The organism is Edwardsiella ictaluri ATCC 33202 (assembly GCF_000264785.1).
Classification (GTDB): Bacteria; Pseudomonadota; Gammaproteobacteria; order Enterobacterales; family Enterobacteriaceae; genus Edwardsiella; species Edwardsiella ictaluri.
On record NZ_AFJI01000027.1, the window covers coordinates 1 to 23,414 of the forward strand.

Consider the following 23,414-nt stretch of genomic DNA (forward strand, 5'->3'; position numbering starts at 1 on the left):
AAATATTTTGGCATTCCAAGGAATGCTTAATACGAATCTTGCGAGTGCCCACACAGATTGTCTGATAATTTGTTAAAGAGCAGTGACTTAGCAAGTTATCCTTACCAAGTCGAGGTGGCGTATATTACGCTTTCCTCAGTGAGTGTCAACGTTTAATTTACCGTTTCTCTCTCACTCTCCCCGGCTCATCCTGTGATGTTGTTCACATGTGCCGTGTCGATGGAGGCGCATTATAGGGCCTGTTTTACCGGGCGCAACCGCTATTTTGCCCCAAATGAACCGAATGGCGCATTACACAGCAATTGAACTACTTATACCTCATTACACACAGAGTTATCCACAAAGGTGGCGCTGGCAAAAATTTGTCGAGCTTTACGCAAACGTTTTCGTTAAAATCATCGCGCATCAACATTCCGCTTCATTCGCAGCAAATTCTAATGGGTATATATAAGTAGGATTTACTGCGATCCATTGCCGAGGGATATAACCACCATGCAACACAGTCGTCCTGTTCGCCGCGCACTGCTGAGTGTCTCCGATAAATCCGGTATCGTCGAATTCGCCCAGGCCTTACATCTACGCGGCGTTGAACTGCTCTCCACCGGCGGTACCGCCCGCCTCCTGTCACAGGCCGGCCTGCCGGTTACCGAGGTTTCCGACTACACGGGCTTTCCTGAGATGATGGATGGACGTGTCAAGACCCTGCATCCCAAGGTTCACGGTGGGATCCTCGGACGTCGCGATCGCGACGCAGCCGTTATGCAGCAGCATGGTATTCAGCCCATCGATATGGTCGTCGTCAATCTCTATCCCTTTGCTCAAACCGTTGCGCGTCCCGACTGTTCGCAGGAGGACGCGGTGGAGAATATCGATATCGGCGGGCCGACCATGGTGCGCTCCGCGGCGAAGAACCATAACGATGTGGCTATCGTGGTTAACAACGGTGACTTTGAGAACATTATTGCCGAAATGGATGCCCACCACGGAGCCCTGACGCAGGCCACCCGCTTCGACCTAGCCATTAAGGCCTTTGAGCATACAGCCGCCTACGACAGTATGATCGCCAACTACTTTGGTTCGCTGGTCGCCCCCTACCACGGCGATATCCATAGTCCAAGCGGCCGCTTCCCGCGGACGCTAAACCTTAATCTAGTAAAAAAACAGGATATGCGCTACGGCGAAAACGGCCACCAGCAGGCCGCCTTTTATATTGAGGAGCCACAGGTTGAAGCCTGCATCGCTACTGCCCAGCAGCTTCAAGGGAAGGCGCTGTCCTACAATAACATCGCCGATACCGACGCCGCGCTGGAGTGCGTCAAAAGCTTTACCGAGCCGGCCTGCGTCATCGTCAAACATGCCAACCCCTGCGGCGTTGCGCTCGGCGACGATCTGTTCGATGCCTATGAGCGTGCCTACCAGACCGATCCCACCTCCGCCTTTGGCGGCATCATCGCCTTTAACCGCACGTTGGATGCCAAGACCGCTCAGGCTATCATCACGCGCCAGTTCGTTGAGGTCATCATCGCGCCCCATGTGACTGAGGATGCCCTGGATCTCCTCAGCGCCAAGCAAAACGTGCGCGTTCTGGCCTGTGATGAGTGGGATGTCCGCGTCCCCGGCCTGGACTTTAAACGGGTCAATGGGGGGCTATTGGTGCAGGATCGCGATCTGGACATGGTGGATGCCGCCGATCTGCGCGTGGTCACCGAACGCCAGCCCAGCGAGCAGGAGCTGCGCGATGCCTTGTTCTGCTGGAAAGTCGCCAAGTTTGTTAAGTCCAACGCCATCGTCTATGCACGGGATAACATGACCGTTGGCATCGGGGCCGGACAGATGAGCCGGGTCTATTCAGCCAAAATTGCCGGTATCAAAGCCGCGGACGAGGGTCTACAGATCGCCGGATCCGTGATGGCATCCGATGCCTTCTTCCCATTCCGTGACGGTATCGATGCCGCCGCCGCCGTCGGGATCCGCTGCGTCATCCAGCCGGGGGGCTCTATCCGCGATGACGAGGTCATTGCCGCCGCTAACGAACACGACATCGCCATGATCTTTACCGGCATGCGCCACTTCCGCCACTAAGCTAATCGCCGCGGGCCTCCCGCGGCTCACAGGTGACCATCATGAATATTTTGATTATCGGCAGCGGTGGGCGTGAACATGCCCTGGCTTGGAAAGCGGCCCAGTCTCCGCTGGCCGAACGCGTATTTGTCGCGCCGGGCAACGCCGGCACTGCGCAGGAGCCTGCGCTGGAGAACATCAATATCCCTGCGACCGATATCGATGCGTTGGTTGCGTTTGCTTTGCACCATCAGGTCGGGCTCACTATCGTCGGCCCAGAGGCGCCGCTGGTGCTCGGGGTGGTCGACGCCTTCCGCGCGGCGGGGCTGACTATCTTCGGCCCGAGCCAAAGCGCCGCCCGCCTCGAAGGCTCCAAAGCGTTCAGCAAAGACTTCCTGGTGCGTCAGCGCATCCCTACCGCCGCCTACCGTAATTTTACCGAGATCGAGCCGGCGCTGGCCTACGTGCGTGAACAGGGCGTGCCGATCGTGATCAAGGCCGATGGACTGGCCGCAGGTAAAGGGGTGATCGTCGCGATGACGCTGGAAGAGGCCGAGGCCGCCGTCCACGATATGCTGGCCGGTAACGCCTTTGGCGATGCAGGGCACCGCATTGTCGTCGAGGCGTTTCTGGAAGGAGAAGAGGCCAGCTTTATCGTGATGGTCGACGGCGAACACGTGCTGCCGATGGCCACCAGCCAGGATCATAAGCGGGTTGGCGATGGTGACAGCGGCCCCAATACCGGCGGTATGGGAGCCTATTCGCCGGCGCCGGTGGTCAGCGATGCGGTGCATCAGCGGGTCATGGAGCAGGTGATTTGGCCAACCGTACGCGGTATGGCGCAGGAGGGCGCCCCCTATACCGGTTTCCTGTATGCCGGCCTGATGATCTCTGCCGACGGCGAGCCAAAGGTCATTGAGTTTAACTGTCGCTTTGGCGATCCGGAGACTCAGCCCATCATGATGCGCATGCAGTCCGATCTGGTCGCGCTGTGCCTGGCCGGTGCCAATGGCACCCTGGATCGCCAGTCATCGGTATGGGATCCACGCCCCGCACTGGGCGTCGTATTAGCCGCGGGCGGATACCCAGGCGACTATCGTCAGGGCGACCTCATTCACGGTCTCACCCCTGGCTGCGCGCAGGCCAAGGTGTTTCACGCCGGAACCCGGCTGAATGCACAGGGCGAGGTCGAAACCTGCGGTGGACGGGTGCTGTGCGCGACAGCGCTGGGCGAGGACATTGCCGAAGCGCAGCGCAATGCCTACCGTCTGGCTGATGGGTTGAGCTGGGAGGGCGGATTCTGCCGCCGCGATATCGGCTACCGGGCGCTACAGCGCTAGCGCTCAGACTATCAAGCCGGCGCTAAGTCGGCTTTTACACTGTTTTTTCCGTCGGTGCCCAAGCGCAGATATTATGATTGGCGACCTGCAGTAGCTGTGCGCCCTCCGGAGCCGACAGCCAGGCCACCCATAGCGGGCCACGGCTATTGGCCTCTCGCCGCGCCAGCTGTGCCGCCTGCCAGCCGGAGAGCGGCAGCGGCGAGACCTGACCATCGCAGCGAGTAAATATTCCCCCCTGCCAACGCCCCTGGATGAGATTTACCCCACCGGCCACCAGCGTCGCCGCCATCTCCTGCGCATGGCGGGCCTGATACTGGGCTTTGGCGACCTCGTCGCTCCCCGGCATCTCCTTGCTCCCGTTGCGCAGACGCTGCATATAGCTTAGCGCGCCCTGCATATCGAAGCGCAGCTGCAGCACATCATCATTACCCTGTCCCGTCTGCTGCAGGATCTGGTACAGATATCCGGCGCGGTAGGTATAGCGATCGATCTGTGTCTCGGTGCCATCCAGCGGGGTGAATACCCGCATCATCGCCTGAGGCTGATGCCCCGCTCCCTCTAGGCGCCAGAGTCGAACGATCCCGCCATCCGCGATATATCCCGTCGCAGTAAACGGCGCCACCGGCACAGCAGAATGGCAGCCGGTCAGCAGCAGTGCGACCGGCAGCAGCCCACGTACCCGGTGGCACATAGACAAAAGGGGCGTCATCGCCCCCTCAACTACATATCCTGCGCTTACCACGCGTGGCTTATTACTTCACCGCGTCTTTCAATGCCTTGCCAGAAACGAATGCCGGTACGTTGGCGGCAGCAATTTTGATCTCTTTGCCGGTCTGTGGGTTACGACCAGTGCGCTCGTTACGATGATTCACTTTAAAAGTACCAAAACCAACCAATTGTACAGCATCGCCTGCTTTCAGAGACTCAGTAATGGCAGCCAGGGTAGACTCCAGGGCGGCCTTCGCCTGAGCCTTGGACAGATCGGCCTTGTCTGCAATTACATCAATCAGCTGAGTCTTATTCATAAGTTATCCTTACAGTGTGTTTATCGTTTGCAAAGCATCGAGTGCGACGGATATGCCAATTGACAGCACTCTCCTGCATACACGCACCGATAGCCACTTCTTTTACGCCCCCCAAATGTAGAACAAGCTGGGGGCGAATGTGAAGTCTTATAGGGCGACAAATCAGGTGTTAAATCACGTTTTGCCGTCTTATTGTGCTAATTCAATACCAATATTGCTCACGCCAGCCTCACGCAGGTCTGCGCGCAGCCCTTTTATCAGTTCCAGATCGCGCTCTTCCGCTTCACTCAGCAGGCGATAAATCTCCCACTGAATATCTAATTCGTCCTGGATCGCCGGTAATGTCTTCAGTTCGTCATCGCTCATTTCCCACCCTGACTGCGTCATTTCCAGCATGCCCACCGTATGCAGAGAGGTTTCACTCACGGCAATGGCATGCGCCAGCATCTCACCGCCCAACTGCGCGTGCAGGATCTCGCTCAGCGCAACACAGGCATCGATCGCCGGGTAGACACCATACATATCGTAGGTATCGGCATCGGGGATCGCCGCCTCTAGCTTTTCCAGCTGACTGTCGAAGTTAATTTTGACGTCTTTAACCGTCAGAAGCTCCCAGACCAGATCCAGAATGCGGCGATACACCGCCGCCTCGCCAAAGGCGCTCTGCTGGCAAAAAGCCTGGTAGTTGGGGTACATCCGCTCAGTAAGACAAGCCATAAAGGTTAGCTGTTGCCAGCTTTCCAACTTTTCCAGACGTTTATGAATGGGATTACGCAGCATGCTGAAGTCTCTCTCGATTATCTGCGGCGCAGTCTAACCGAATTGTGGGAAAAACCCTACGGCTGCACCTGATTATAGGAATCTTTATCCATCGTCCGTTTACATTTATTCCAGCGCAATCGCCGATCGCGGCTGTGCGGCTTGCCAGCGTAGAAAAGCCGGACGTCGCGAGGCGATGGCATCAGCCCAGCGGGTCGGCTCAGGTAAACGGTATCCGCGCAGACAACGCTGTACCCACGTCAGCGCGCTGTCCGTACTCACGCGATGACCACCGGAGATGAACAACGGATGACAGCGAGCCTTGCTACGCAGCACCCAACCAAGCTGCTCGGTCCCATCCATGAGCGCCACCGCCGACCCCGGCGTCTCATCCAGCGGCGCCGACTGTCCGCACAAACGCCGTTTAGCAATTCCGATGGTGGGTACATCGGCCAGCAGACCAAAATGGCTGGCGATCCCAAGGCGGCGCGGATGGGCGATCCCATGACCGTCCACCATCACCAGCTGGGGACGATGCTGCAGCAGCCCCCACGCCTGCAGCAGGGCCGGGTACTCACGAAACGAGAGAAAACCGGGAATATAGGGCATCTGGGTCTCAATACGGGCAACCTGATACTCCACCAGCGTCAGCTCGGGATAACGCAGTACGGCCAGCGCGGCACGGGTTACCAGGCCATCCTGCTCAAACCCAACGTCGGCGCCGGCGATAAATGCCGGGGTCTCCCAGCGATCTACCTGCTCCACCTGTACAGCCCGGGCCCGCTGCTCACTACGTAACGCCGGCAAATCCATCAGTTAATTATCCCGTTAGCGATGATAAGGTACCGACAGCCGGTGCACCGCATCGACAAACACGCCGGCGTGTTTAGGAGGGACATCCGGGTGGATACCGTGTCCCAAATTGCATATGTGCCCCTCGCCCTGACCGAAACCGGCCAGGATCGTCTCAACCTCTTGCTCAATACGCGCCGGCGGCGCATACAGCAGTGAGGGATCCATATTGCCCTGCAGCGCCACCCGACCGCCAACCCGACGGCGGGCATCCGCAATGTCGCAGGTCCAGTCCAGTCCCAGAGCATCGCAGCCCGTATCAGCCATCGCCTCCAGCCACTGACCACCGCCCTTGGTGAACAGGGTCACAGGTACCCGGCGGCCTTCGCTCTCACGCTGTAGGCCATCGACGATCTGGTGCATATAGCGCAAAGAGAACTCGCGATAGTCACGTCCGGTCAGCACGCCCCCCCAGGTATCAAAAATCATCACCGCCTGCGCCCCGGCGCGGATCTGCGCATTCAGATACAGAATGACGCTTTGCGCCAGCTTATCCAGCAGCAGATGCAGCGCCGCCGGATCAGAGAACATCACCTTCTTGATTTTAGTAAAGGCCTTGCTGCTGCCGCCCTCTACCATATAGGTCGCCAGCGTCCAGGGGCTGCCGGAGAAACCGATTAACGGTACGTCGCCGCGCAGACTGCGACGAATGGTACGCACCGCGTCCATGACATAGCCCAGCTCCTGTTCAGGATCGGGGATCGGGAGCCGTTGGATATCAGCGTGGCAGGTCACAGAATGGGTAAAGCGCGGCCCCTCGCCGGTCTCGAAGTAGAGACCCAGCCCCATGGCATCCGGCACGGTCAGTATGTCAGAAAACAGGATAGCCGCATCCAGTGGGAAACGACGCAGCGGCTGCAGCGTTACCTCGCAGGCCAGCTCGGCATTTTTGCACAGGGCGATAAAATTACCGGCCTGCGCGCGGGTGGCGTTGTACTCCGGCAGATAGCGCCCCGCCTGGCGCATCATCCATACCGGGGTCACATCAACCGGCTGGCGCAGCAGCGCACGCAGGTAGCGATCGTTTTTCAGTTCGGTCATCCTTCGGCTCCCATTATTATTTGATGGCATTGTAGCATGTGGTCTGCTTATTCATGCTGCACCCGGCACAGCGCGACGGTGTCCTCGATCAGGCGACGGGCCACGGTACCGACCGGAGGTAACTGTGGCAAACGATCATAGCGATACCAATCGGCCTCCTGCAGCTCTTTGGGATCGTGACACAGATCACCGGCAGCATAGTCAGCCAGAAAAGCCATCATCAGCGAATGGGGAAACGGCCACGGCTGCGAGGTCACATAGCGCAGATTCTTCACCTGTAGTCGGCTCTCCTCAAAAATCTCCCGTGCCGCAGCCTGCTCCAAGGTCTCTCCCACTTCGACAAAGCCGGCCAATACGGTATAGATTCCGTTACGATGGCGATTATGCCGCGCCAGCAGAATATGGTCATCACGGCGAATGGCAACGATGATGCAGGGTGCGATCTGTGGGTAATAGCGCTGCTGGCAATGGGCACAGAGGCGAACCCACTCCTGCTGGCCCGCATGCATCGGGTGTCCGCAGTAGCCGCAGAAACGATGGGACTGGAAAAACTCCGCCAGCTGTACGCCGCGTCCGGCCAGTTGAAACAGGCCGCGATCGGCATCGATCAGCTGACGCACTGACGCCATGTCCTGCGGGTACGTCAGACACAGCAGCCATACCGGCATGCCTTGCCACTCGCCAATGCGATATGCCATCTTGCCGACCAAATGCCACTGCGCAGCGCTACCGTAGGGCAGTTCGCCCTCTGGCAGCCAAATACGCCCCCGATCGCTGACCACCCACCAGCCGCTATCACTTTCACTCAATTGCTGTGCCATTGTCACCGTATACACCTCTTACGCTCGATGAGCATGCCTGGCTTCCCCCGCGCAGGCAACGCCACATCAAGTCTACGTCATTACTAAACATATTATTAACAATGCTTGCAGTTTCGTAGGCCGCTCCTTACACTGGCTCTTGCATCGCAGGCTCCACCTGCGTTGTGCTATCTTGTCGGAGTGCCTAGCTGATACACTGTATCACGGGCTGAGACCGTTGATTCGGGATCCGCGGAACCTGATTGGGCTAATACCCACGAAGGGAACAAGAGTAATTATCACGCTGAACCGGGCTCAAGCCCTTTTGCAACGTTCATCACTATTCATTACTCCTCTCCGAGCTCCAGACAAGCAATTTTTCCCCTGTAACACCGTTGATGGCAGGAATTTGCTATGTCTACCCTAACTCACAGCGACGCGCCGCGTCGCCAGCGCCGGGCCCAGGCCCAGGCCTTTATCGACAATCTCCAGGCGCAAGCCTTTCCCAGCTCCCAGCGCATCTACCTGCAAGGATCGCGAGCGGATATCCGCGTCCCCCTGCGTGAAATTACGCTGAGTCCAACCTTGATCGGTGGAACGCCAGAGCAGCCGCAGTGGCGTGATAATGAGGCGATTGCCGTGTACGACACCTCCGGCGCCTATGGCGATCAGCAGGCGGAGATCGATCTGCGCCGCGGGCTGCCGGGCATACGCTGCGCCTGGATCGCCGAGCGCAACGACAGCGAAATCCTGCCGGGGCGCAGCTCAGACTATACCCGCCGCCGCCAAGCCGATCAGGATCTGGAGACGCTGCGTTTTGAACTGCGCTCTCCCGCACGGCGCGCGCGGCCGGGACACCGGGTCACACAGCTGCACTATGCCAGACAGGGTATCATCACCCCGGAAATGGAGTTTATCGCGCTGCGCGAAAATATGGGACGCGAACGTATTCGCAGTGCCATTTTACGTCAGCAGCACCCGGGGATCGCCTTCGGTGCCCACCTTCCGGACAATATCACGCCGGCGTTCGTCCGAGACGAAGTCGCCGCCGGGCGCGCCATCATTCCAGCCAATATTAACCACCCTGAGTCAGAGCCAATGATTATCGGGCGTAACTTTCTGGTAAAGGTCAACGCGAACATCGGCAGCTCATCTGTCACCTCCTCTATAGAGGAAGAGGTCGAAAAGCTAGTGTGGGCCACCCGCTGGGGCGCCGATACCGTGATGGATCTCTCTACCGGTCGCTACATTCACGAGACACGTGAGTGGATCCTCCGCAACAGCCCGGTACCCATCGGTACCGTCCCCATCTATCAGGCGCTGGAGAAGGTCAACGGTATCGCCGAGAATCTCGACTGGCCGCTGGTCCGGGATACACTGTTAGAACAGGCGGAGCAAGGCGTGGACTATTTCACCCTGCACGCGGGTCTGCTGCTACGCTTCATCCCGATGACCGCCGAGCGCCTGACCGGCATCGTATCGCGCGGCGGCGCTATCATGGCCAAGTGGTGTCTGTCACACCACCAGGAGAACTTCCTCTATACTCACTTCCGCGAGATCTGCGAGATCTGTAGCGCCTATGACATCGCGCTTTCACTCGGCGACGGCCTGCGTCCCGGATCGATCCAGGATGCCAACGATCAGGCACAGTTCGCCGAGCTGCATACCCTCGGCGAGCTGACCCAGATCGCCTGGGAATACGATGTGCAGGTGATGATCGAAGGCCCGGGCCACGTCCCTATGCACATGATCCAGCGGAATATGGAGGAAGAGCTCAATCACTGCCACGAAGCCCCCTTCTATACCCTGGGGCCGTTAACGACCGACATCGCGCCAGGCTACGACCATTTCACCTCTGGCATCGGCGCCGCCATGATCGGTTGGTTTGGCTGCGCGTTACTGTGCTATGTCACGCCCAAGGAGCATCTGGGGCTGCCCGATAAGGATGACGTCAAGCAGGGGCTCATCACCTATAAGATCGCAGCTCACGCCGCCGATCTGGCCAAGGGGCATCCCGGCGCACAAATTCGCGATAACGCCATGTCCAAGGCCCGCTTCGAATTCCGCTGGGAGGATCAGTTCAATCTGGCGCTCGATCCGGTGACGGCACGCGCTTATCACGATGCCACCCTGCCGCAGGCATCCGGTAAGCTAGCCCACTTCTGCTCGATGTGTGGGCCAAAATTCTGTTCTATGAAGATCTCTCGCGAGGTACGCGAGCATGCTGCACGCCAGCAGGAGGCCGAACCTGGCATGGCGCAAATGGCGCAGCAGTTCCGGGAGCAGGGAGGTGACATCTATCTGACGAATATCGCCGACAACGCACCGCTGCATAAGGAGCCGTAATGGCCCAGCCTGTTTTTGCTCCGGTTCCAATGCGCCTGGGACTGTATCCGATCGTCGACAGCGTTGAATGGATTGAGCGTCTTCTGCGCGCCGGAGTACGCACCCTGCAGCTGCGCATCAAGGATTGTCGGGAGGATCAGATCGGCGATGAGATTGCCCAGGCCATTGCCCTGGGACGCCACTATCAGGCTCGGCTATTTATCAATGACTACTGGCGCCCAGCCATCCGTCTCGGTGCCTACGGCGTACACCTGGGCCAGGAGGATCTTGATCAGGCCGATCTGGCTGCCATTCGCCGTGCCGGACTGCGCCTGGGCCTCTCCACGCACGACGATGCCGAAATGGATCGCGCGCTCGCAGAAGGGCCTTCCTACGTTGCACTCGGTCACGTTTTTCCCACCGACAGCAAGCTGATGGATACGGCACCGCAGGGGCTGAGCGATCTGCGGCGCCAGATGACGCGGCTGGACACCTACCCCAGCGTCGCCATCGGTGGGATCAGCATTGCCCGCGTCCCGGACGTCCTGGCCTGTGGCGTCGGCAGTATCGCGCTAGTCAGCGCGATTACCCGGGCGCCGGACTGGCTGGCGGCGACCGATACTCTGCTGCAGCTGATAGAGGGACGGCGTGCAAATGACGTCTAACATTCCACAGCCTCACCGGTAAAACATAACCCCCGCCAGGCGGAGGGGGACAAGAGGCAAAAAAAAACCGCTCCGAAGAGCGGTTTTCATGCTGTCACACAGACACGTTATTCGTCATTGCCACCCAGCAGACCTGCGTTCAGCAGCTCGGCCAGGTTAGCGCTGGCTTCTTCCGCGCTCACCTGCGGTGCGCTAGACGTATCGGTAGATCGACGACGCATGCGATCCTGGTGGTAGGCATAGCCGGTACCCGCCGGGATCAGACGACCAACGATGACGTTCTCTTTCAGGCCACGCAGCTCATCACGCTTACCGGCAACGGCCGCTTCAGTCAGCACGCGGGTAGTCTCCTGGAAGGAGGCCGCAGAGATGAAGGACTCGGTCGCCAGAGACGCTTTGGTGATACCCAGCAGATCGCGCATATAGGTCGCAGCAATCTTGCCATCAGACTCCAACAGGCGATTGGCAATCTTGACGCGGGACACTTCCACCTGCTCGCCTTCCAGGAACTCAGAGCTTCCGGCATTAGCGATGGTCGCCTTACGCAGCATCTGACGCACGATAACCTCGATATGCTTATCGTTAATTTTAACGCCCTGCAGACGGTATACGTCCTGGACTTCGTTAACGATATAGCGGGTTACCGCGTTCACACCGCGCAGACGCAGGATGTCGTGTGGAGACTCCGGACCATCGGAGATCACGTCGCCGCGTTCAACGCGTTCACCTTCAAACACGTTGAGCTGACGCCACTTCGGAATCATCTCTTCGTAGGTATCGCTGCCATCCAGTGGCGTAATCACCAATCGACGCTTGCCCTTGGTCTCTTTACCGAAGGAAACCACACCGCTGATCTCAGCCAGGATTGCCGGCTCTTTCGGACGACGGGCTTCGAACAGGTCGGCAACGCGCGGCAGACCACCGGTGATATCCTTGGTACCGCCAGATTCCTGCGGAATACGCGCCAGGGTATCACCGGCGCTGATGGCAATGCCATCCTCCAGCTGCACGATCGCCTTACCCGGCAGGAAGTACTGGGCCGGCATATCGGTACCCGGCAGCAGCACGTCATCACCGTTGGCGTCAACGATCTTCAGCGCCGGACGCAGATCTTTACCGCTGCCGGTACGCTCTGCAGAATCCAGAACCACCTGAGAGGAGAGACCGGTCAACTCGTCGGTCTGACGGGTTACCGTCTGGCCGTCGATCATATCGGCGAAGCGGATGAAGCCGCTAACCTCAGTGATAACCGGCATGGTATGCGGATCCCAGTTAGCCACTGTCTCACCGCCGTTCACCTCGGCACTGTCACCCTTGGCCAGCGTGGCACCGTAAGGCACTTTGTAGCTTTCCTTGGTACGACCGAATTCGTCGATCAGCTTCAGCTCGGTATTACGTGAGGTGATAACCAGCTTACCGTCAGAGTTCACCACGAACTTGGCGTTGCTCAGCTTCAGGTTACCCTTGTTCTTCACCTGGATGCTGGACTCCGCCGCCGCACGCGATGCCGCACCACCGATGTGGAAGGTACGCATGGTCAGCTGGGTACCCGGTTCACCGATGGACTGTGCCGCGATAACGCCGATGGCTTCGCCTTTGTTCACCAGGTGACCACGGGCCAGATCGCGACCGTAGCAGTGGGCGCACACGCCGAAGTCAGTTTCACAGCTTACGACGGAGCGTACTTTCACGCTGTCGACAGAGTGCTCTTCCAGCAGGTCACACCATTTTTCGTTCAGCAGGGTGTTACGCGGCACCAGAATGTCCGCCGTACCCGGCTTCAGCACTTCTTCTGCCGTCACTCGACCCAGAACGCGGTCACGCAGCGGCTCTTTAACGTCGCCACCTTCGATAACCGGGGTCATCACGATGCCGTTGTGGGTACCACAATCGTCCTCGATAACCACCAGGTCCTGGGCCACGTCGACCAGACGACGGGTCAGGTAACCGGAGTTCGCCGTCTTCAGTGCGGTATCCGCCAGACCTTTACGCGCACCGTGAGTTGAGATGAAGTACTGCAGTACGTTCAGACCCTCACGGAAGTTTGCGGTGATCGGTGTTTCGATGATGGAACCATCCGGCTTCGCCATCAGGCCACGCATACCGGCCAGCTGACGGATCTGGGCGGCAGAACCACGCGCACCGGAGTCGGCCATCATAAAGATGCTGTTAAAGGAGACCTGACGCTCTTCTTCGCCATCGCGGTTGATAACGGTTTCGCTAGACAGGTTTTCCATCATCGCCTTGGCCACGCGCTCGTTCGCGGCGGCCCAGATATCGATGACCTTGTTATAACGTTCGCCGGCGGTCACCAGACCAGACTGGAACTGCTCCTGGATCTCGGCCACTTCGGCTTCGGCCTCGGCGATAATCCCCGCTTTCTTCTCCGGGATCACCATGTCGTCGATGCCGACAGACGCACCGGAGCGCGCCGCATAGGCGAAACCGGTATACATGATCTGGTCAGCGAAGATAACGGTCGGCTTCAGACCCAGCGCGCGGTAGCAGGCGTTCAGCATCTTGGAGATGGCTTTCTTGCCCAGCGGCTGGTTAACGATAGAGTACGGCAGACCTTTCGGTACGATCATCCACAGGATGGCGCGGCCAACGGTGGTGTCGATAAGTCCGGTGTTCGGAACCATCTCGCCATCGGCACTTTTGCTGTACTGGGTGATACGCACTTTAACGCGGGCATGCAGCGACGCCAGACCGGCGCGATAAATACGCTCGGCCTCTTTCGGGCCGCTCAACACCATGCCTTCGCCTTTGGCGTTCACGCAGTCACGGGTCATGTAGTACAGACCCAATACTACGTCCTGAGACGGAACGATGATCGGATCGCCATTCGCCGGGGAGAGGATGTTGTTGGTGGACATCATCAGCGCACGCGCTTCCAGCTGGGCTTCCAGCGTCAACGGTACGTGTACCGCCATCTGGTCACCATCGAAGTCGGCGTTGTATGCCGCACACACCAGCGGGTGCAGCTGAATGGCCTTACCTTCGATCAGCAGCGGTTCGAACGCCTGGATACCCAGACGGTGCAGGGTCGGCGCACGGTTCAGCATCACCGGATGCTCGCGGATCACCTCATCGAGGATATCCCACACCACGGCTTCTTCACGCTCGACCATCTTCTTGGCCGCTTTGATGGTGGTAGCAAGACCACGCAGCTCCAGCTTGCCATAGATGAACGGCTTGAACAGCTCCAGTGCCATCTTCTTCGGCAGACCGCACTGATGCAGGCGCAGGTATGGACCTACGGTGATAACGGAACGACCGGAATAGTCGACGCGTTTACCCAGCAGGTTCTGACGGAAGCGACCCTGCTTACCCTTGATCATGTCGGCCAGAGACTTCAGCGGACGCTTGTTGGAGCCCGTGATGGCACGACCGCGACGGCCGTTATCTAACAGCGCATCGACCGCTTCCTGCAACATACGCTTTTCGTTACGTACGATGATATCCGGCGCAGCCAGATCCAGCAGACGCTTCAGACGGTTGTTACGGTTGATCACCCGACGGTACAGATCGTTCAGATCGGAGGTCGCGAAACGACCGCCGTCCAGCGGAACCAGCGGACGCAGATCCGGCGGCAATACCGGCAGCACGGTCAGGATCATCCACTCCGGCTTGTTGCCAGACAGAATGAACGCTTCCAGCAGCTTGATGCGCTTGGTCAGCTTCTTACGCTTGGTCTCGGAGTTGGTCTCACCCAGCTCTTCACGCAGCTGCTCGCACTCGGCTTCCAGATCCATCCCTTTCAGCAGAGCCTGGATCGCCTCGGCGCCCATCTTGGCGTCGAATTCGTCACCGAACTCTTCCAGTGCGTCCAGATACTGCTCTTCAGTCAGGATCTGACGACGCTCCAGGTTGGTCATCCCGCCTTCGACGACGACATAAGATTCGAAGTACAGTACGCGTTCGATGTCACGCAGCGGCATGTCCAGTAACAGACCGATACGGGACGGCAGGGACTTCAGGAACCAGATGTGCGCGGTCGGTGAGGCCAGTTCGATGTGACCCATGCGCTCACGGCGCACCTTGGTCTGGGTCACTTCAACGCCACATTTTTCACAGATGACGCCACGGTGTTTCAAGCGCTTGTACTTACCGCACAGGCACTCGTAATCTTTCACCGGCCCAAAAATACGGGCGCAGAAAAGACCGTCACGTTCCGGCTTGAACGTACGGTAGTTGATGGTTTCCGGCTTCTTAACTTCGCCGAAAGACCAGGAACGGATCATGTCTGGCGAAGCCAGCGCAATTTTGATCGCGTCAAACTCTTCGGTCTTAGTTTGCGCTTTCAGAAACTTCAGTAAGTCTTTCACGGATTAGCTCCCGTCGGAGTGAGAACTCTTAAGGCGCCCGCCGTAACGGGCGCCCTGTGATCGGTACGGATTCGAGTGCTTACTCGTCTTCCAGCTCGATGTTGATGCCCAGCGAGCGGATTTCTTTCAACAGTACGTTGAAGGATTCCGGCATGCCCGGTTCCATCTGATGGCTGCCATCCACGATGTTCTTATACATCTTGGTACGGCCGTTCACGTCATCAGACTTAACGGTGAGCATTTCCTGCAGGGTGTAGGCGGCGCCGTAAGCTTCCAGCGCCCACACTTCCATCTCCCCGAAGCGCTGACCACCGAACTGCGCCTTACCACCCAGCGGCTGCTGGGTAACCAGGCTGTAGGAGCCGGTGGAACGCGCATGCATCTTGTCGTCGACCAAGTGGTTCAGTTTCAGCATGTACATGTAACCCACGGTTACCTGACGCTCGAAACGCTCACCGGTGCGGCCATCATACAGGGTGATCTGGCCAGAGGTCGGGATACCACCCAGCTCCAGCAGGCCCTTGATTTCGCGCTCTTTAGCACCGTCGAACACTGGCGTTGCAACCGGCAGACCCTTCTTCAGGTTTTCCGCCAGACGCAGAACTTCGTCATCGCTAAAGGTGTTCAGATCCACCTGCTGACGGGTGTTGTCACCCAGATCGTAGGCTCTCTGGATGAACTCACGCAGTTTGGCCACTTCCTGCTGCTGCTTGAGCATGGCGTTGATCTTGTCGCCGATGCCTTTCGCCGCCATACCCAGGTGGGTTTCCAGGATCTGACCGATGTTCATACGTGACGGTACGCCCAGCGGGTTCAGTACGATATCGACCGGCGTGCCGTTCTCATCGTAAGGCATATCTTCGATCGGGTTGATCTTAGAGATAACACCCTTGTTACCGTGACGACCAGCCATCTTATCGCCCGGCTGGATCTGACGTTTCACCGCCAGGTACACCTTAACGATCTTCAGCACGCCCGGTGCCAGATCGTCGCCCTGGGTGATCTTACGACGCTTGGCTTCCAGTTTCTTCTCGAACTCAGCCTTCAGCTCATCGTACTGCTCGGCCAGCTGCTCCAGCTGGTTCTGCTTGGCTTCATCGGCCAGGCCCAGCTCCAGCCAACGGTCACGCGGCAGTTTTTCCAGTTTTTCCGCTTCCACGCCACCGGCAACCAGCACGTCGTGGATACGGGCAAACAGACCGGCTTCCAGGATCTGCAACTCTTCGGTCAGGTCTTTCTTGGCCTGCTTGAGCTGCATCTCTTCGATTTCCAGCGCACGCTTGTCTTTTTCCACGCCATCGCGGGTAAAGACCTGTACGTCGATAACGGTACCGGAAACGCTGTTCGGCACACGCAGAGAAGAGTCTTTCACGTCAGACGCCTTCTCACCGAAGATGGCGCGCAGCAGCTTCTCTTCCGGCGTCAGCTGGGTTTCACCTTTCGGCGTTACCTTACCGACCAGGATGTCGCCACCCTTCACTTCGGCGCCGATATACACAATACCGGATTCATCGAGCTTGGAGAGCGCCGCTTCACCGACGTTCGGGATATCGGCGGTGATCTCTTCCGGCCCCAGCTTGGTGTCACGGGACACACAGGCCAGCTCCTGAATATGGATAGAGGTAAAGCGATCTTCCTGTACCACGCGCTCGGAGACCAAGATGGAGTCTTCGAAGTTGTAGCCGTTCCACGGCATGAACGCCACGCGCATGTTCTGACCCAGCGCCAGCTCACCCAGATCGGTGGACGGGCCGTCGGCCAACACGTCGCCGCGCTCAATCGGCTCACCCAGCGAGACACACGGCATCTGGCTGATACAGGTGTTCTGGTTGGAACGGGTGTACTTGGTCAGGTTGTAGATGTCGATGCCAGCTTCGCCCGGGAACATCTCATCTTCGTTAACCTTGATGACGATACGGGACGCATCCACGTACTGCACCATACCGCCGCGCTTGGCAACGGAGGTTACACCGGAGTCAACCGCAACGGCGCGCTCCATACCGGTACCAACCAGCGGCTTATCGGCGCGCAGGGTCGGCACGGCCTGACGCTGCATGTTCGCACCCATCAGGGCACGGTTGGCATCATCGTGTTCCAGGAACGGAATCAGGGACGCACCGACGGAAACCACCTGCTGGGTGGAAACGTCCATGTAGTCGACCTGGTCACGGCTGAACAGGCTGGATTCGCCCTTGCTGCGACAGGTAACCAGATCTTCTACAAAGCGGCCTTCATCATCCAGGTTGGAGTTCGCCTGGGCGATAACGAAGTTGCCTTCTTCGATGGCAGACAGGTAATGGATCTCGTCGGTCACGATACCGTCACGCACGCGGCGATACGGAGTTTCCAGGAAACCATACTCGTTGGTCTGTGCGTACACAGACAGGGAGTTGATCAGACCGATGTTCGGACCTTCCGGCGTTTCGATAGGACATACGCGACCGTAGTGGGTCGGGTGTACGTCTCGCACTTCAAAGCCGGCACGCTCACGGGTCAGACCGCCTGGGCCCAACGCGGAGATACGACGCTTGTGAGTGATCTCGGACAGCGGGTTGTTCTGGTCCATAAACTGGGACAGCTGGCTGGAGCCAAAGAACTCTTTCACCGCCGCCGAAATCGGCTTGGCGTTGATCATATCCTGCGGCATCAGCATATCCAGATCGCCCAGGGACAGACGCTCTTTCACCGCACGCTCAACACGTACCAGACCCACACGGAATTGGTTTTCCGCCATCTCACCCACAGAGCGGATACGACGGTTGCCCAAGTGGTCGATATCGTCGACTTCGCCTTTACCGTTACGGATATCAATGAGCTTCTTCATCACCTCGATGATGTCGTTTTTGCTCAGGATACCGGAACCTTCGATCTCATCGCGCATCAGAGAACGGTTGAACTTCATGCGGCCAACCGCAGAGAGATCGTAGCGATCCTCGGAGAAGAACAGGTTCTCGAACAGATTCTCGGCGGCTTCGCGGGTTGGCGGCTCGCCCGGGCGCATCATGCGGTAGATTTCTACCAGCGCGCTCAGACGATCGTTGGTCGGATCGACGCGCAGGGTCTCGGACATATACGGGCCGTGATCCAGGTCGTTGGTGAACAGCGTGTCGATACGCTTGTAACCAGACTGGCTCAGCTTGGCCAGCAGATCCAGCGACAGCTCCATGTTGGCGGCACAAATCAGCTCACCGGTGCTCTCGTCGATGTAATCTTTGGCAGCCACTTTACCGACAATATACTCAACCGGTACTTCGATCAGCGTAACGTCATCTTTTTCCAGCTGACGGATATGGCGGGCAGTAATACGGCGGCCTTTCTCAACGTAGACCTTACCGTTGGCCTCGATATCAAAAGAGGCGGTCTCACCGCGCAGACGCTCCGGCACCAGCTCCATCTGCAGCTTATTGTCGCGGATTTCAAAGATCACCTTATCGAAGAACAGATCGAGGATCTGCTCGGTAGTGAAATCCAGCGCGCGCAGGATGATGGTAGCCGGCAGCTTACGCCGACGGTCAATACGGACAAACAGGTTGTCTTTCGGGTCGAACTCAAAGTCCAGCCAGGAACCGCGGTAAGGAATGATGCGTGCGTTATACAGCACCTTACCTGAAGAGTGGGTTTTACCCTTGTCGCTGTCGAAAAATACGCCCGGGCTGCGGTGCAGCTGAGACACGATAACACGCTCGGTGCCGTTGATGACGAAAGTACCATTTTCGGTCATCAGCGGGATTTCACCCATGTAAACTTCTTGTTCTTTGATGTCTTTAACGGTGCCTTCCGGCGCCTCACGCTCGTAGATCACCAGACGCAACTTAACGCGCAGCGGAGCAGAATAGGTTACGCCGCGGATCTGACACTCTTTGACATCAAATACCGGCTCACCTAGGCGATAGCTGACATACTGCAGCTCGGAGTTGCCGCTGTAGCTCTGGATCGGGAATACGGAGCGGAAAGCCGCTTCCAGACCGTACTGACCTTCCGGATCTTGCTCGATAAACTTCTGGAACGAGTCAAGCTGGATAGAAAGGAGGTATGGTACGTCCAGCACTTGGGGACGCTTACCAAAGTCCTTACGAATACGTTTTTTCTCGGTATAGGAGTAAACCATAGGGTTCCTCAGCTCGCTGAATAGTCGACCCATTCTGTCCGTCCTGATAGGACAGTTCATGCGACACCGTTTTGTGACCGAAAGGGCGAATCCCCTCTCGCAATACTTGTTTCTATCACTCTTAAACCATTTCATTGCGCTTTACACAGGCGCCGTAACTCACGGCCCTGACGCAGTATATTAAGGCGTCGATAGAAACAAGTATTGGGGATAACCGCTGGCTAAACAGTGTGAAACACCACCGGCATCCTTTACAGCGCAAAAAGGCTGGTGACCAAAAAGTCACCAGCCATCAGTCTGTTAGCACAGACTGTACTCCAGGAAGTTAAACTTATTTAACTTCAACAGAAGCGCCAGCTTCTTCCAGAGTTTTCTTCAGAGCTTCAGCGTCGTCTTTGCTGATCGCTTCTTTCAGAACTGCCGGAGCAGATTCTACCAGGTCTTTAGCTTCTTTCAGGCCCAGACCGGTTGCGCCACGGACAGCTTTGATAACAGCAACTTTGTTGCCGCCAGCAGCGGTCAGAACTACGTCGAATTCAGTTTTTTCTTCAACAGCTTCAGCAGCGCCGCCAGCGGCAACAGCTACAGCAGCAGCAGCAGAAACACCGAATTTTTCTTCCATCATGGAGATCAGTTCAACAACGTCCATTACGGACATTTCTGCAACTGCATCCAGAATTTGCTCTTTAGTGATAGACATGACAATTGTTCCTAAAAATCAGAAATAGTTTATACGTTAGCAAGTGCGACAGTAGCAAAGCAGCGATTAAGCAGCTTCTTTCTGATCGCGCAGAGCAGCCAGAGTACGGACCAATTTGCCGGCAGCGGCTTCTTTCATGGTCGCCATCAGGCGTGCGATTGCTTCTTCGTAAGTCGGCAGAGTTGCCAGACGGTCGATCTGGGCCGCCGGGATCAGCTCACCTTCAAAGGCTGCAGCTTTGACCTCAAATTTTGCATTGTCTTTGGCAAAAGCCTTGAACAGACGAGCGGCAGCGCCCGGGTGTTCCATAGAGAATGCAATCAGGGTCGGACCAACAAACGTGTCTTTCAGGCACTCAAACTGAGAACCTTCAACGACGCGGCGCATCAGGGTGTTGCGAACAACACGCATGTATACGCCAGCTTCACGACCTGCTTTACGCAGTTCGGTCATTTTGTCTACGGTTACGCCGCGGGAATCCGCAACGACAGCAGACAGCGCGCCTTTGGCTACTTCGGTGACTTCAGCAACAATCGCTTGTTTGTCTTGAAGATTTAATGCCATTAGCTTGTGCTCCTGGATTTTTGCCGGAGAATGACTCCGGAACTCACTTCACTCGCTTACGGCCGAGGCCGTGGCGAGCATAGAAACACGGTGAGCAGAATCCAGACATCTAAAAAGATTTCTTCGGGCTCTGTCACCGTCTACGCAGGGAAATTAAGTCTCTTACGAGACACCTGCGGTCTTGGACGGAGGTCTGGAAAAGGCCAGACTCCAACCGAAAATTCGTTCGCTTTACATTCCGAGAATGCGTGGGCGTTAGATTTTAGACAAAACCGACGCCCGCGTAAAGCGAAAAGGCAATACTAATCCCGCAGGATTAGTTAGCCACTGCGCTCAGGGTAGCCTGATCAATCGTTACGCCAGCGCCCATGGTGGTGGACAGGCAAACTTTTTTGATGTAGACGCCTTTGGCAGTTGCCGGCTTCGCCTTCTTCAGGGCAACCATCAGCGCTTCCAGGTTTTCCTTCAACTGCTCAGCAGAGAAGCTCGCCTTACCGATGGTGCTATGAATGATACCGTTCTTGTCGTTACGATAACGAACCTGGCCAGCCTTAGCGTTCTTAACCGCTTCGGCTACGTTCGGAGTAACGGTACCCACTTTCGGGTTCGGCATCAGGCCACGCGGCCCCAGGATCTGGCCCAGTTGACCAACAACGCGCATTGCATCCGGGGAAGCAATAACAACGTCGAAGTTCATCTCGCCTTTCTTGATCTGATCGGCCAGGTCTTCCATACCTACCAGGTCAGCGCCAGCAGCTTTAGCCGCTTCAGCGTTCGGACCCTGGGTAAAGACAGCAACGCGTACGGTGCGGCCGGTGCCGTGCGGCAGGACAGTAGCACCACGTACGTTCTGGTCAGATTTACGCGCATCGATGCCGAGGTTAACGGCAACGTCTACGCTTTCAACGAATTTGGCGGTGGCCAGCTCTTGCAACAGAGCAACGGCTTCGTTGATATCGTACTGTTTAGTCGCATCAACTTTCTCACGGATCACGCGCATGCGCTTGGTCAGCTTAGCCATCTATTAGTCCTCCACTACCAGGCCCATGGAACGAGCGGTACCTTCGATTGAGCGAGCCATCGCCTCAACGTCAGCACCAGTCATGTCCGCAGCTTTAGTTTCTGCGATTTCACGTACCTGAGCACGGGTCACTTTACCGACCTTGTCTTTGTTCGGCTTACCGGAACCAGACTTGACACCAGCAGCTTTCTTCAGCAGAACGGCAGCTGGCGGGGTCTTGGTGACGAAAGTGAAAGAACGGTCAGAGTAAACGGTAATAACAACCGGAATCGGCAGACCTTTTTCAATGCTGTCAGTCTTAGCATTGAACGCCTTACAGAATTCCATGATGTTAACACCCTGCTGACCCAGAGCCGGACCGACTGGCGGGCTCGGGTTAGCCATACCGGCTGCAACCTGCAGCTTCACGTAGGCTTGGACTTTCTTGGCCATTTAAAATTTCCTCAATTGGGTCATATCGCCTCAAAGAGGCTCCCCGTGATGGTAAAACGCTTTATGTGCTGCCAAATGCAGCAGCACATAAATACAAAAGGCGCGAAATTGTAGTTCAATTTCGCACCTATGGCAATGCACTTTTACTGCGTGACGACGTTTATTACGCCTTCTCGACCTGGCTGAAATCCAGCTCTACCGGCGTAGCACGGCCAAAGATAGAGACAGACACCTTCAGGCGGCTCTTCTCGTAATCCACCTCTTCGACCACGCCGTTGAAGTCAGCAAACGGCCCTTCGTTGACGCGAACCATTTCGCCTGGCTCAAACAGCGTCTTCGGACGCGGTTTATCACCAATCTGCTGCAGGCGGTTCATAATCGCATCGACTTCTTTGTCGCTGATCGGCGCAGGACGATCGGACGTCCCGCCGATAAAGCCCATCACACGCGGTACACTGCGCACCAGATGCCAGCTGGCGTCGTTCATCACCATTTGCACCAAGACATAGCCCGGGAAGAACTTACGCTCGCTCTTGCGGCGCTGGCCACCACGGATTTCAACCACTTCCTCGGTCGGCACCATGACTTCACCAAACAGCTCTTCCATATTGTGCAGTTTGATATGTTCGCGCAGCGACTGCGCTACGCGACCCTCAAAACCGGAAAACGCCTGAACGACGTACCAACGCTTCTTCGGTGCTTCAGACATTTTTAGAACCTCAGGCCAGTAATAAAGGAAACCAGACGGACCAGAACACCATCCAGTCCCCACAGAATCAGTGCCATAACGGCGGTCACTGCGGCGACGATCAAAGTCGTATGCAGCGCTTCCTGGCGTGTCGGCCAAATCACTTTACGCATTTCGGTACGCGCTTCGCGGGCAAACGCCACGGTCGCTTTACCCTGCGTCGTCATCAAGGCGATGCCGCCGGCGGCAGCGATGATAACCACAACGGCCAGAGCACGCAGTGGCAGACTCACATCACGGTAAATATAGTTACCGACGATGGCTACGATCAGCAGAACGGCGACAACCAGCCACTTCATGACTTCCAGGCCACGCCCGCTCCCTTGAGCATCGGTATTCGCACTCATAAACCAACCTGTCACTAGATTCCAGAAGAACAACTTTGCCCCGCATCGCGAGGCAAACCAAACCGAATGAGAATATTACGAGATACCAATGTGGATAACACATTTATATCTGCAAAAAGCGACGTTGCTCGCGTGTTGGCGCGGCACGCCGCGATTCGGCACCATACGCCGTATCGCCAGAGCCCATCTCACCAGTAATTATGCCGAAAAAAACCACTGATGAGATAGGTTCTTGTCAAACTGCGTAGAAAAAGGGCATCAAATGATGCCCTTTTATCGCGTGCTGCGTCAAATCTTA

18 protein-coding genes and 1 riboswitch are annotated in these 23,414 nt (G+C 57.0%); of the genes, 4 read left to right on the plus strand and 14 right to left on the minus strand.

From position 1 onward, the window contains the following. Nucleotides 1–492 precede the first annotated feature (492 nt). Entirely contained in the window at nucleotides 493–2,082 is a 1,590-nt protein-coding gene (gene purH / locus EIEH_RS03665; RefSeq protein ID WP_015869644.1) for a bifunctional phosphoribosylaminoimidazolecarboxamide formyltransferase/IMP cyclohydrolase, read from the plus strand. Nucleotides 2,083–2,123: 41 nt separating this feature from the next. Next, on the plus strand, nucleotides 2,124–3,401 hold the full coding sequence (gene purD / locus EIEH_RS03670; protein WP_015869643.1) for a phosphoribosylamine--glycine ligase: 1,278 nt from the start codon (nucleotides 2,124–2,126) through the stop codon (nucleotides 3,399–3,401). 34 nt (nucleotides 3,402–3,435) lie between these two features. On the opposite strand, the gene EIEH_RS03675 is transcribed toward purD, so the two are convergent. The 6 genes from EIEH_RS03675 to nudC all read right to left on the minus strand — a co-directional run bounded on the left by EIEH_RS03675 (nucleotide 3,436) and on the right by nudC (nucleotide 7,899). Beyond that, entirely contained in the window at nucleotides 3,436–4,110 is a 675-nt protein-coding gene (locus EIEH_RS03675; RefSeq protein WP_015869642.1) for a DUF1481 domain-containing protein, read from the minus strand. A 43-nt stretch (nucleotides 4,111–4,153) separates the two neighbouring features. After that, the gene (gene hupA, locus EIEH_RS03680) at nucleotides 4,154–4,426 is read right to left on the minus strand and encodes a nucleoid-associated protein HU-alpha (RefSeq protein WP_015869641.1); all 273 of its coding nucleotides are present in this window, start codon (nucleotides 4,424–4,426) and stop codon (nucleotides 4,154–4,156) included. Between the two features lie 189 nt (nucleotides 4,427–4,615). Beyond that, on the minus strand, nucleotides 4,616–5,206 hold the full coding sequence (locus EIEH_RS03685) for a YjaG family protein (protein WP_015869640.1): 591 nt from the start codon (nucleotides 5,204–5,206) through the stop codon (nucleotides 4,616–4,618). Nucleotides 5,207–5,311: 105 nt separating this feature from the next. Further along, the gene (gene nfi, locus EIEH_RS03690; protein WP_015869639.1) at nucleotides 5,312–5,998 is read right to left on the minus strand and encodes a deoxyribonuclease V; all 687 of its coding nucleotides are present in this window, start codon (nucleotides 5,996–5,998) and stop codon (nucleotides 5,312–5,314) included. 15 nt (nucleotides 5,999–6,013) lie between these two features. After that, nucleotides 6,014–7,078, minus strand: coding sequence for a uroporphyrinogen decarboxylase (gene hemE, locus EIEH_RS03695; protein WP_015869638.1), 1,065 nt, complete (start codon nucleotides 7,076–7,078; stop codon nucleotides 6,014–6,016). A 47-nt stretch (nucleotides 7,079–7,125) separates the two neighbouring features. Further along, entirely contained in the window at nucleotides 7,126–7,899 is a 774-nt protein-coding gene (nudC, locus tag EIEH_RS03700; protein WP_015869637.1) for an NAD(+) diphosphatase, read from the minus strand. A gap of 166 nt (nucleotides 7,900–8,065) precedes the next feature. Beyond that, nucleotides 8,066–8,181, plus strand: a riboswitch (TPP riboswitch). Nucleotides 8,182–8,292: 111 nt separating this feature from the next. On the opposite strand from nudC, the gene thiC reads away from it, so the two are divergent. After that, nucleotides 8,293–10,224, plus strand: a complete 1,932-nt coding sequence (gene thiC / locus EIEH_RS03705) for a phosphomethylpyrimidine synthase ThiC (RefSeq protein WP_015869636.1) — start codon at nucleotides 8,293–8,295, stop codon at nucleotides 10,222–10,224. Further along, nucleotides 10,224–10,868, plus strand: a complete 645-nt coding sequence (thiE, locus tag EIEH_RS03710) for a thiamine phosphate synthase (protein ID WP_015869635.1) — start codon at nucleotides 10,224–10,226, stop codon at nucleotides 10,866–10,868. Before thiC ends, thiE begins: the two co-directional genes overlap by 1 nt. Before the next feature lie 107 nt (nucleotides 10,869–10,975). On the opposite strand, the gene rpoC is transcribed toward thiE, so the two are convergent. The 8 genes from rpoC to secE all read right to left on the minus strand — a co-directional run bounded on the left by rpoC (nucleotide 10,976) and on the right by secE (nucleotide 23,116). Next, on the minus strand, nucleotides 10,976–15,196 hold the full coding sequence (gene rpoC, locus EIEH_RS03715; protein ID WP_015869634.1) for a DNA-directed RNA polymerase subunit beta': 4,221 nt from the start codon (nucleotides 15,194–15,196) through the stop codon (nucleotides 10,976–10,978). A 79-nt stretch (nucleotides 15,197–15,275) separates the two neighbouring features. After that, complete coding sequence (gene rpoB / locus EIEH_RS03720) at nucleotides 15,276–19,304, minus strand: DNA-directed RNA polymerase subunit beta (protein WP_015869633.1); 4,029 nt, start codon at nucleotides 19,302–19,304, stop codon at nucleotides 15,276–15,278. A gap of 331 nt (nucleotides 19,305–19,635) precedes the next feature. After that, complete coding sequence (gene rplL, locus EIEH_RS03725) at nucleotides 19,636–20,004, minus strand: 50S ribosomal protein L7/L12 (RefSeq protein ID WP_014524156.1); 369 nt, start codon at nucleotides 20,002–20,004, stop codon at nucleotides 19,636–19,638. Between the two features lie 66 nt (nucleotides 20,005–20,070). After that, nucleotides 20,071–20,568 (minus strand): 50S ribosomal protein L10, encoded by a 498-nt coding sequence (rplJ, locus tag EIEH_RS03730; RefSeq protein WP_005280485.1) that lies wholly within the window; start codon nucleotides 20,566–20,568, stop codon nucleotides 20,071–20,073. A 316-nt stretch (nucleotides 20,569–20,884) separates the two neighbouring features. Beyond that, nucleotides 20,885–21,589 (minus strand): 50S ribosomal protein L1, encoded by a 705-nt coding sequence (gene rplA / locus EIEH_RS03735; RefSeq protein ID WP_012847052.1) that lies wholly within the window; start codon nucleotides 21,587–21,589, stop codon nucleotides 20,885–20,887. A gap of 3 nt (nucleotides 21,590–21,592) precedes the next feature. After that, on the minus strand, nucleotides 21,593–22,021 hold the full coding sequence (gene rplK, locus EIEH_RS03740; protein WP_015869632.1) for a 50S ribosomal protein L11: 429 nt from the start codon (nucleotides 22,019–22,021) through the stop codon (nucleotides 21,593–21,595). 163 nt (nucleotides 22,022–22,184) lie between these two features. Beyond that, nucleotides 22,185–22,730, minus strand: coding sequence for a transcription termination/antitermination protein NusG (gene nusG / locus EIEH_RS03745; RefSeq protein ID WP_015869631.1), 546 nt, complete (start codon nucleotides 22,728–22,730; stop codon nucleotides 22,185–22,187). Nucleotides 22,731–22,732: 2 nt separating this feature from the next. Further along, complete coding sequence (secE, locus tag EIEH_RS03750) at nucleotides 22,733–23,116, minus strand: preprotein translocase subunit SecE (protein WP_015869630.1); 384 nt, start codon at nucleotides 23,114–23,116, stop codon at nucleotides 22,733–22,735. Nucleotides 23,117–23,414 lie beyond the last annotated feature (298 nt).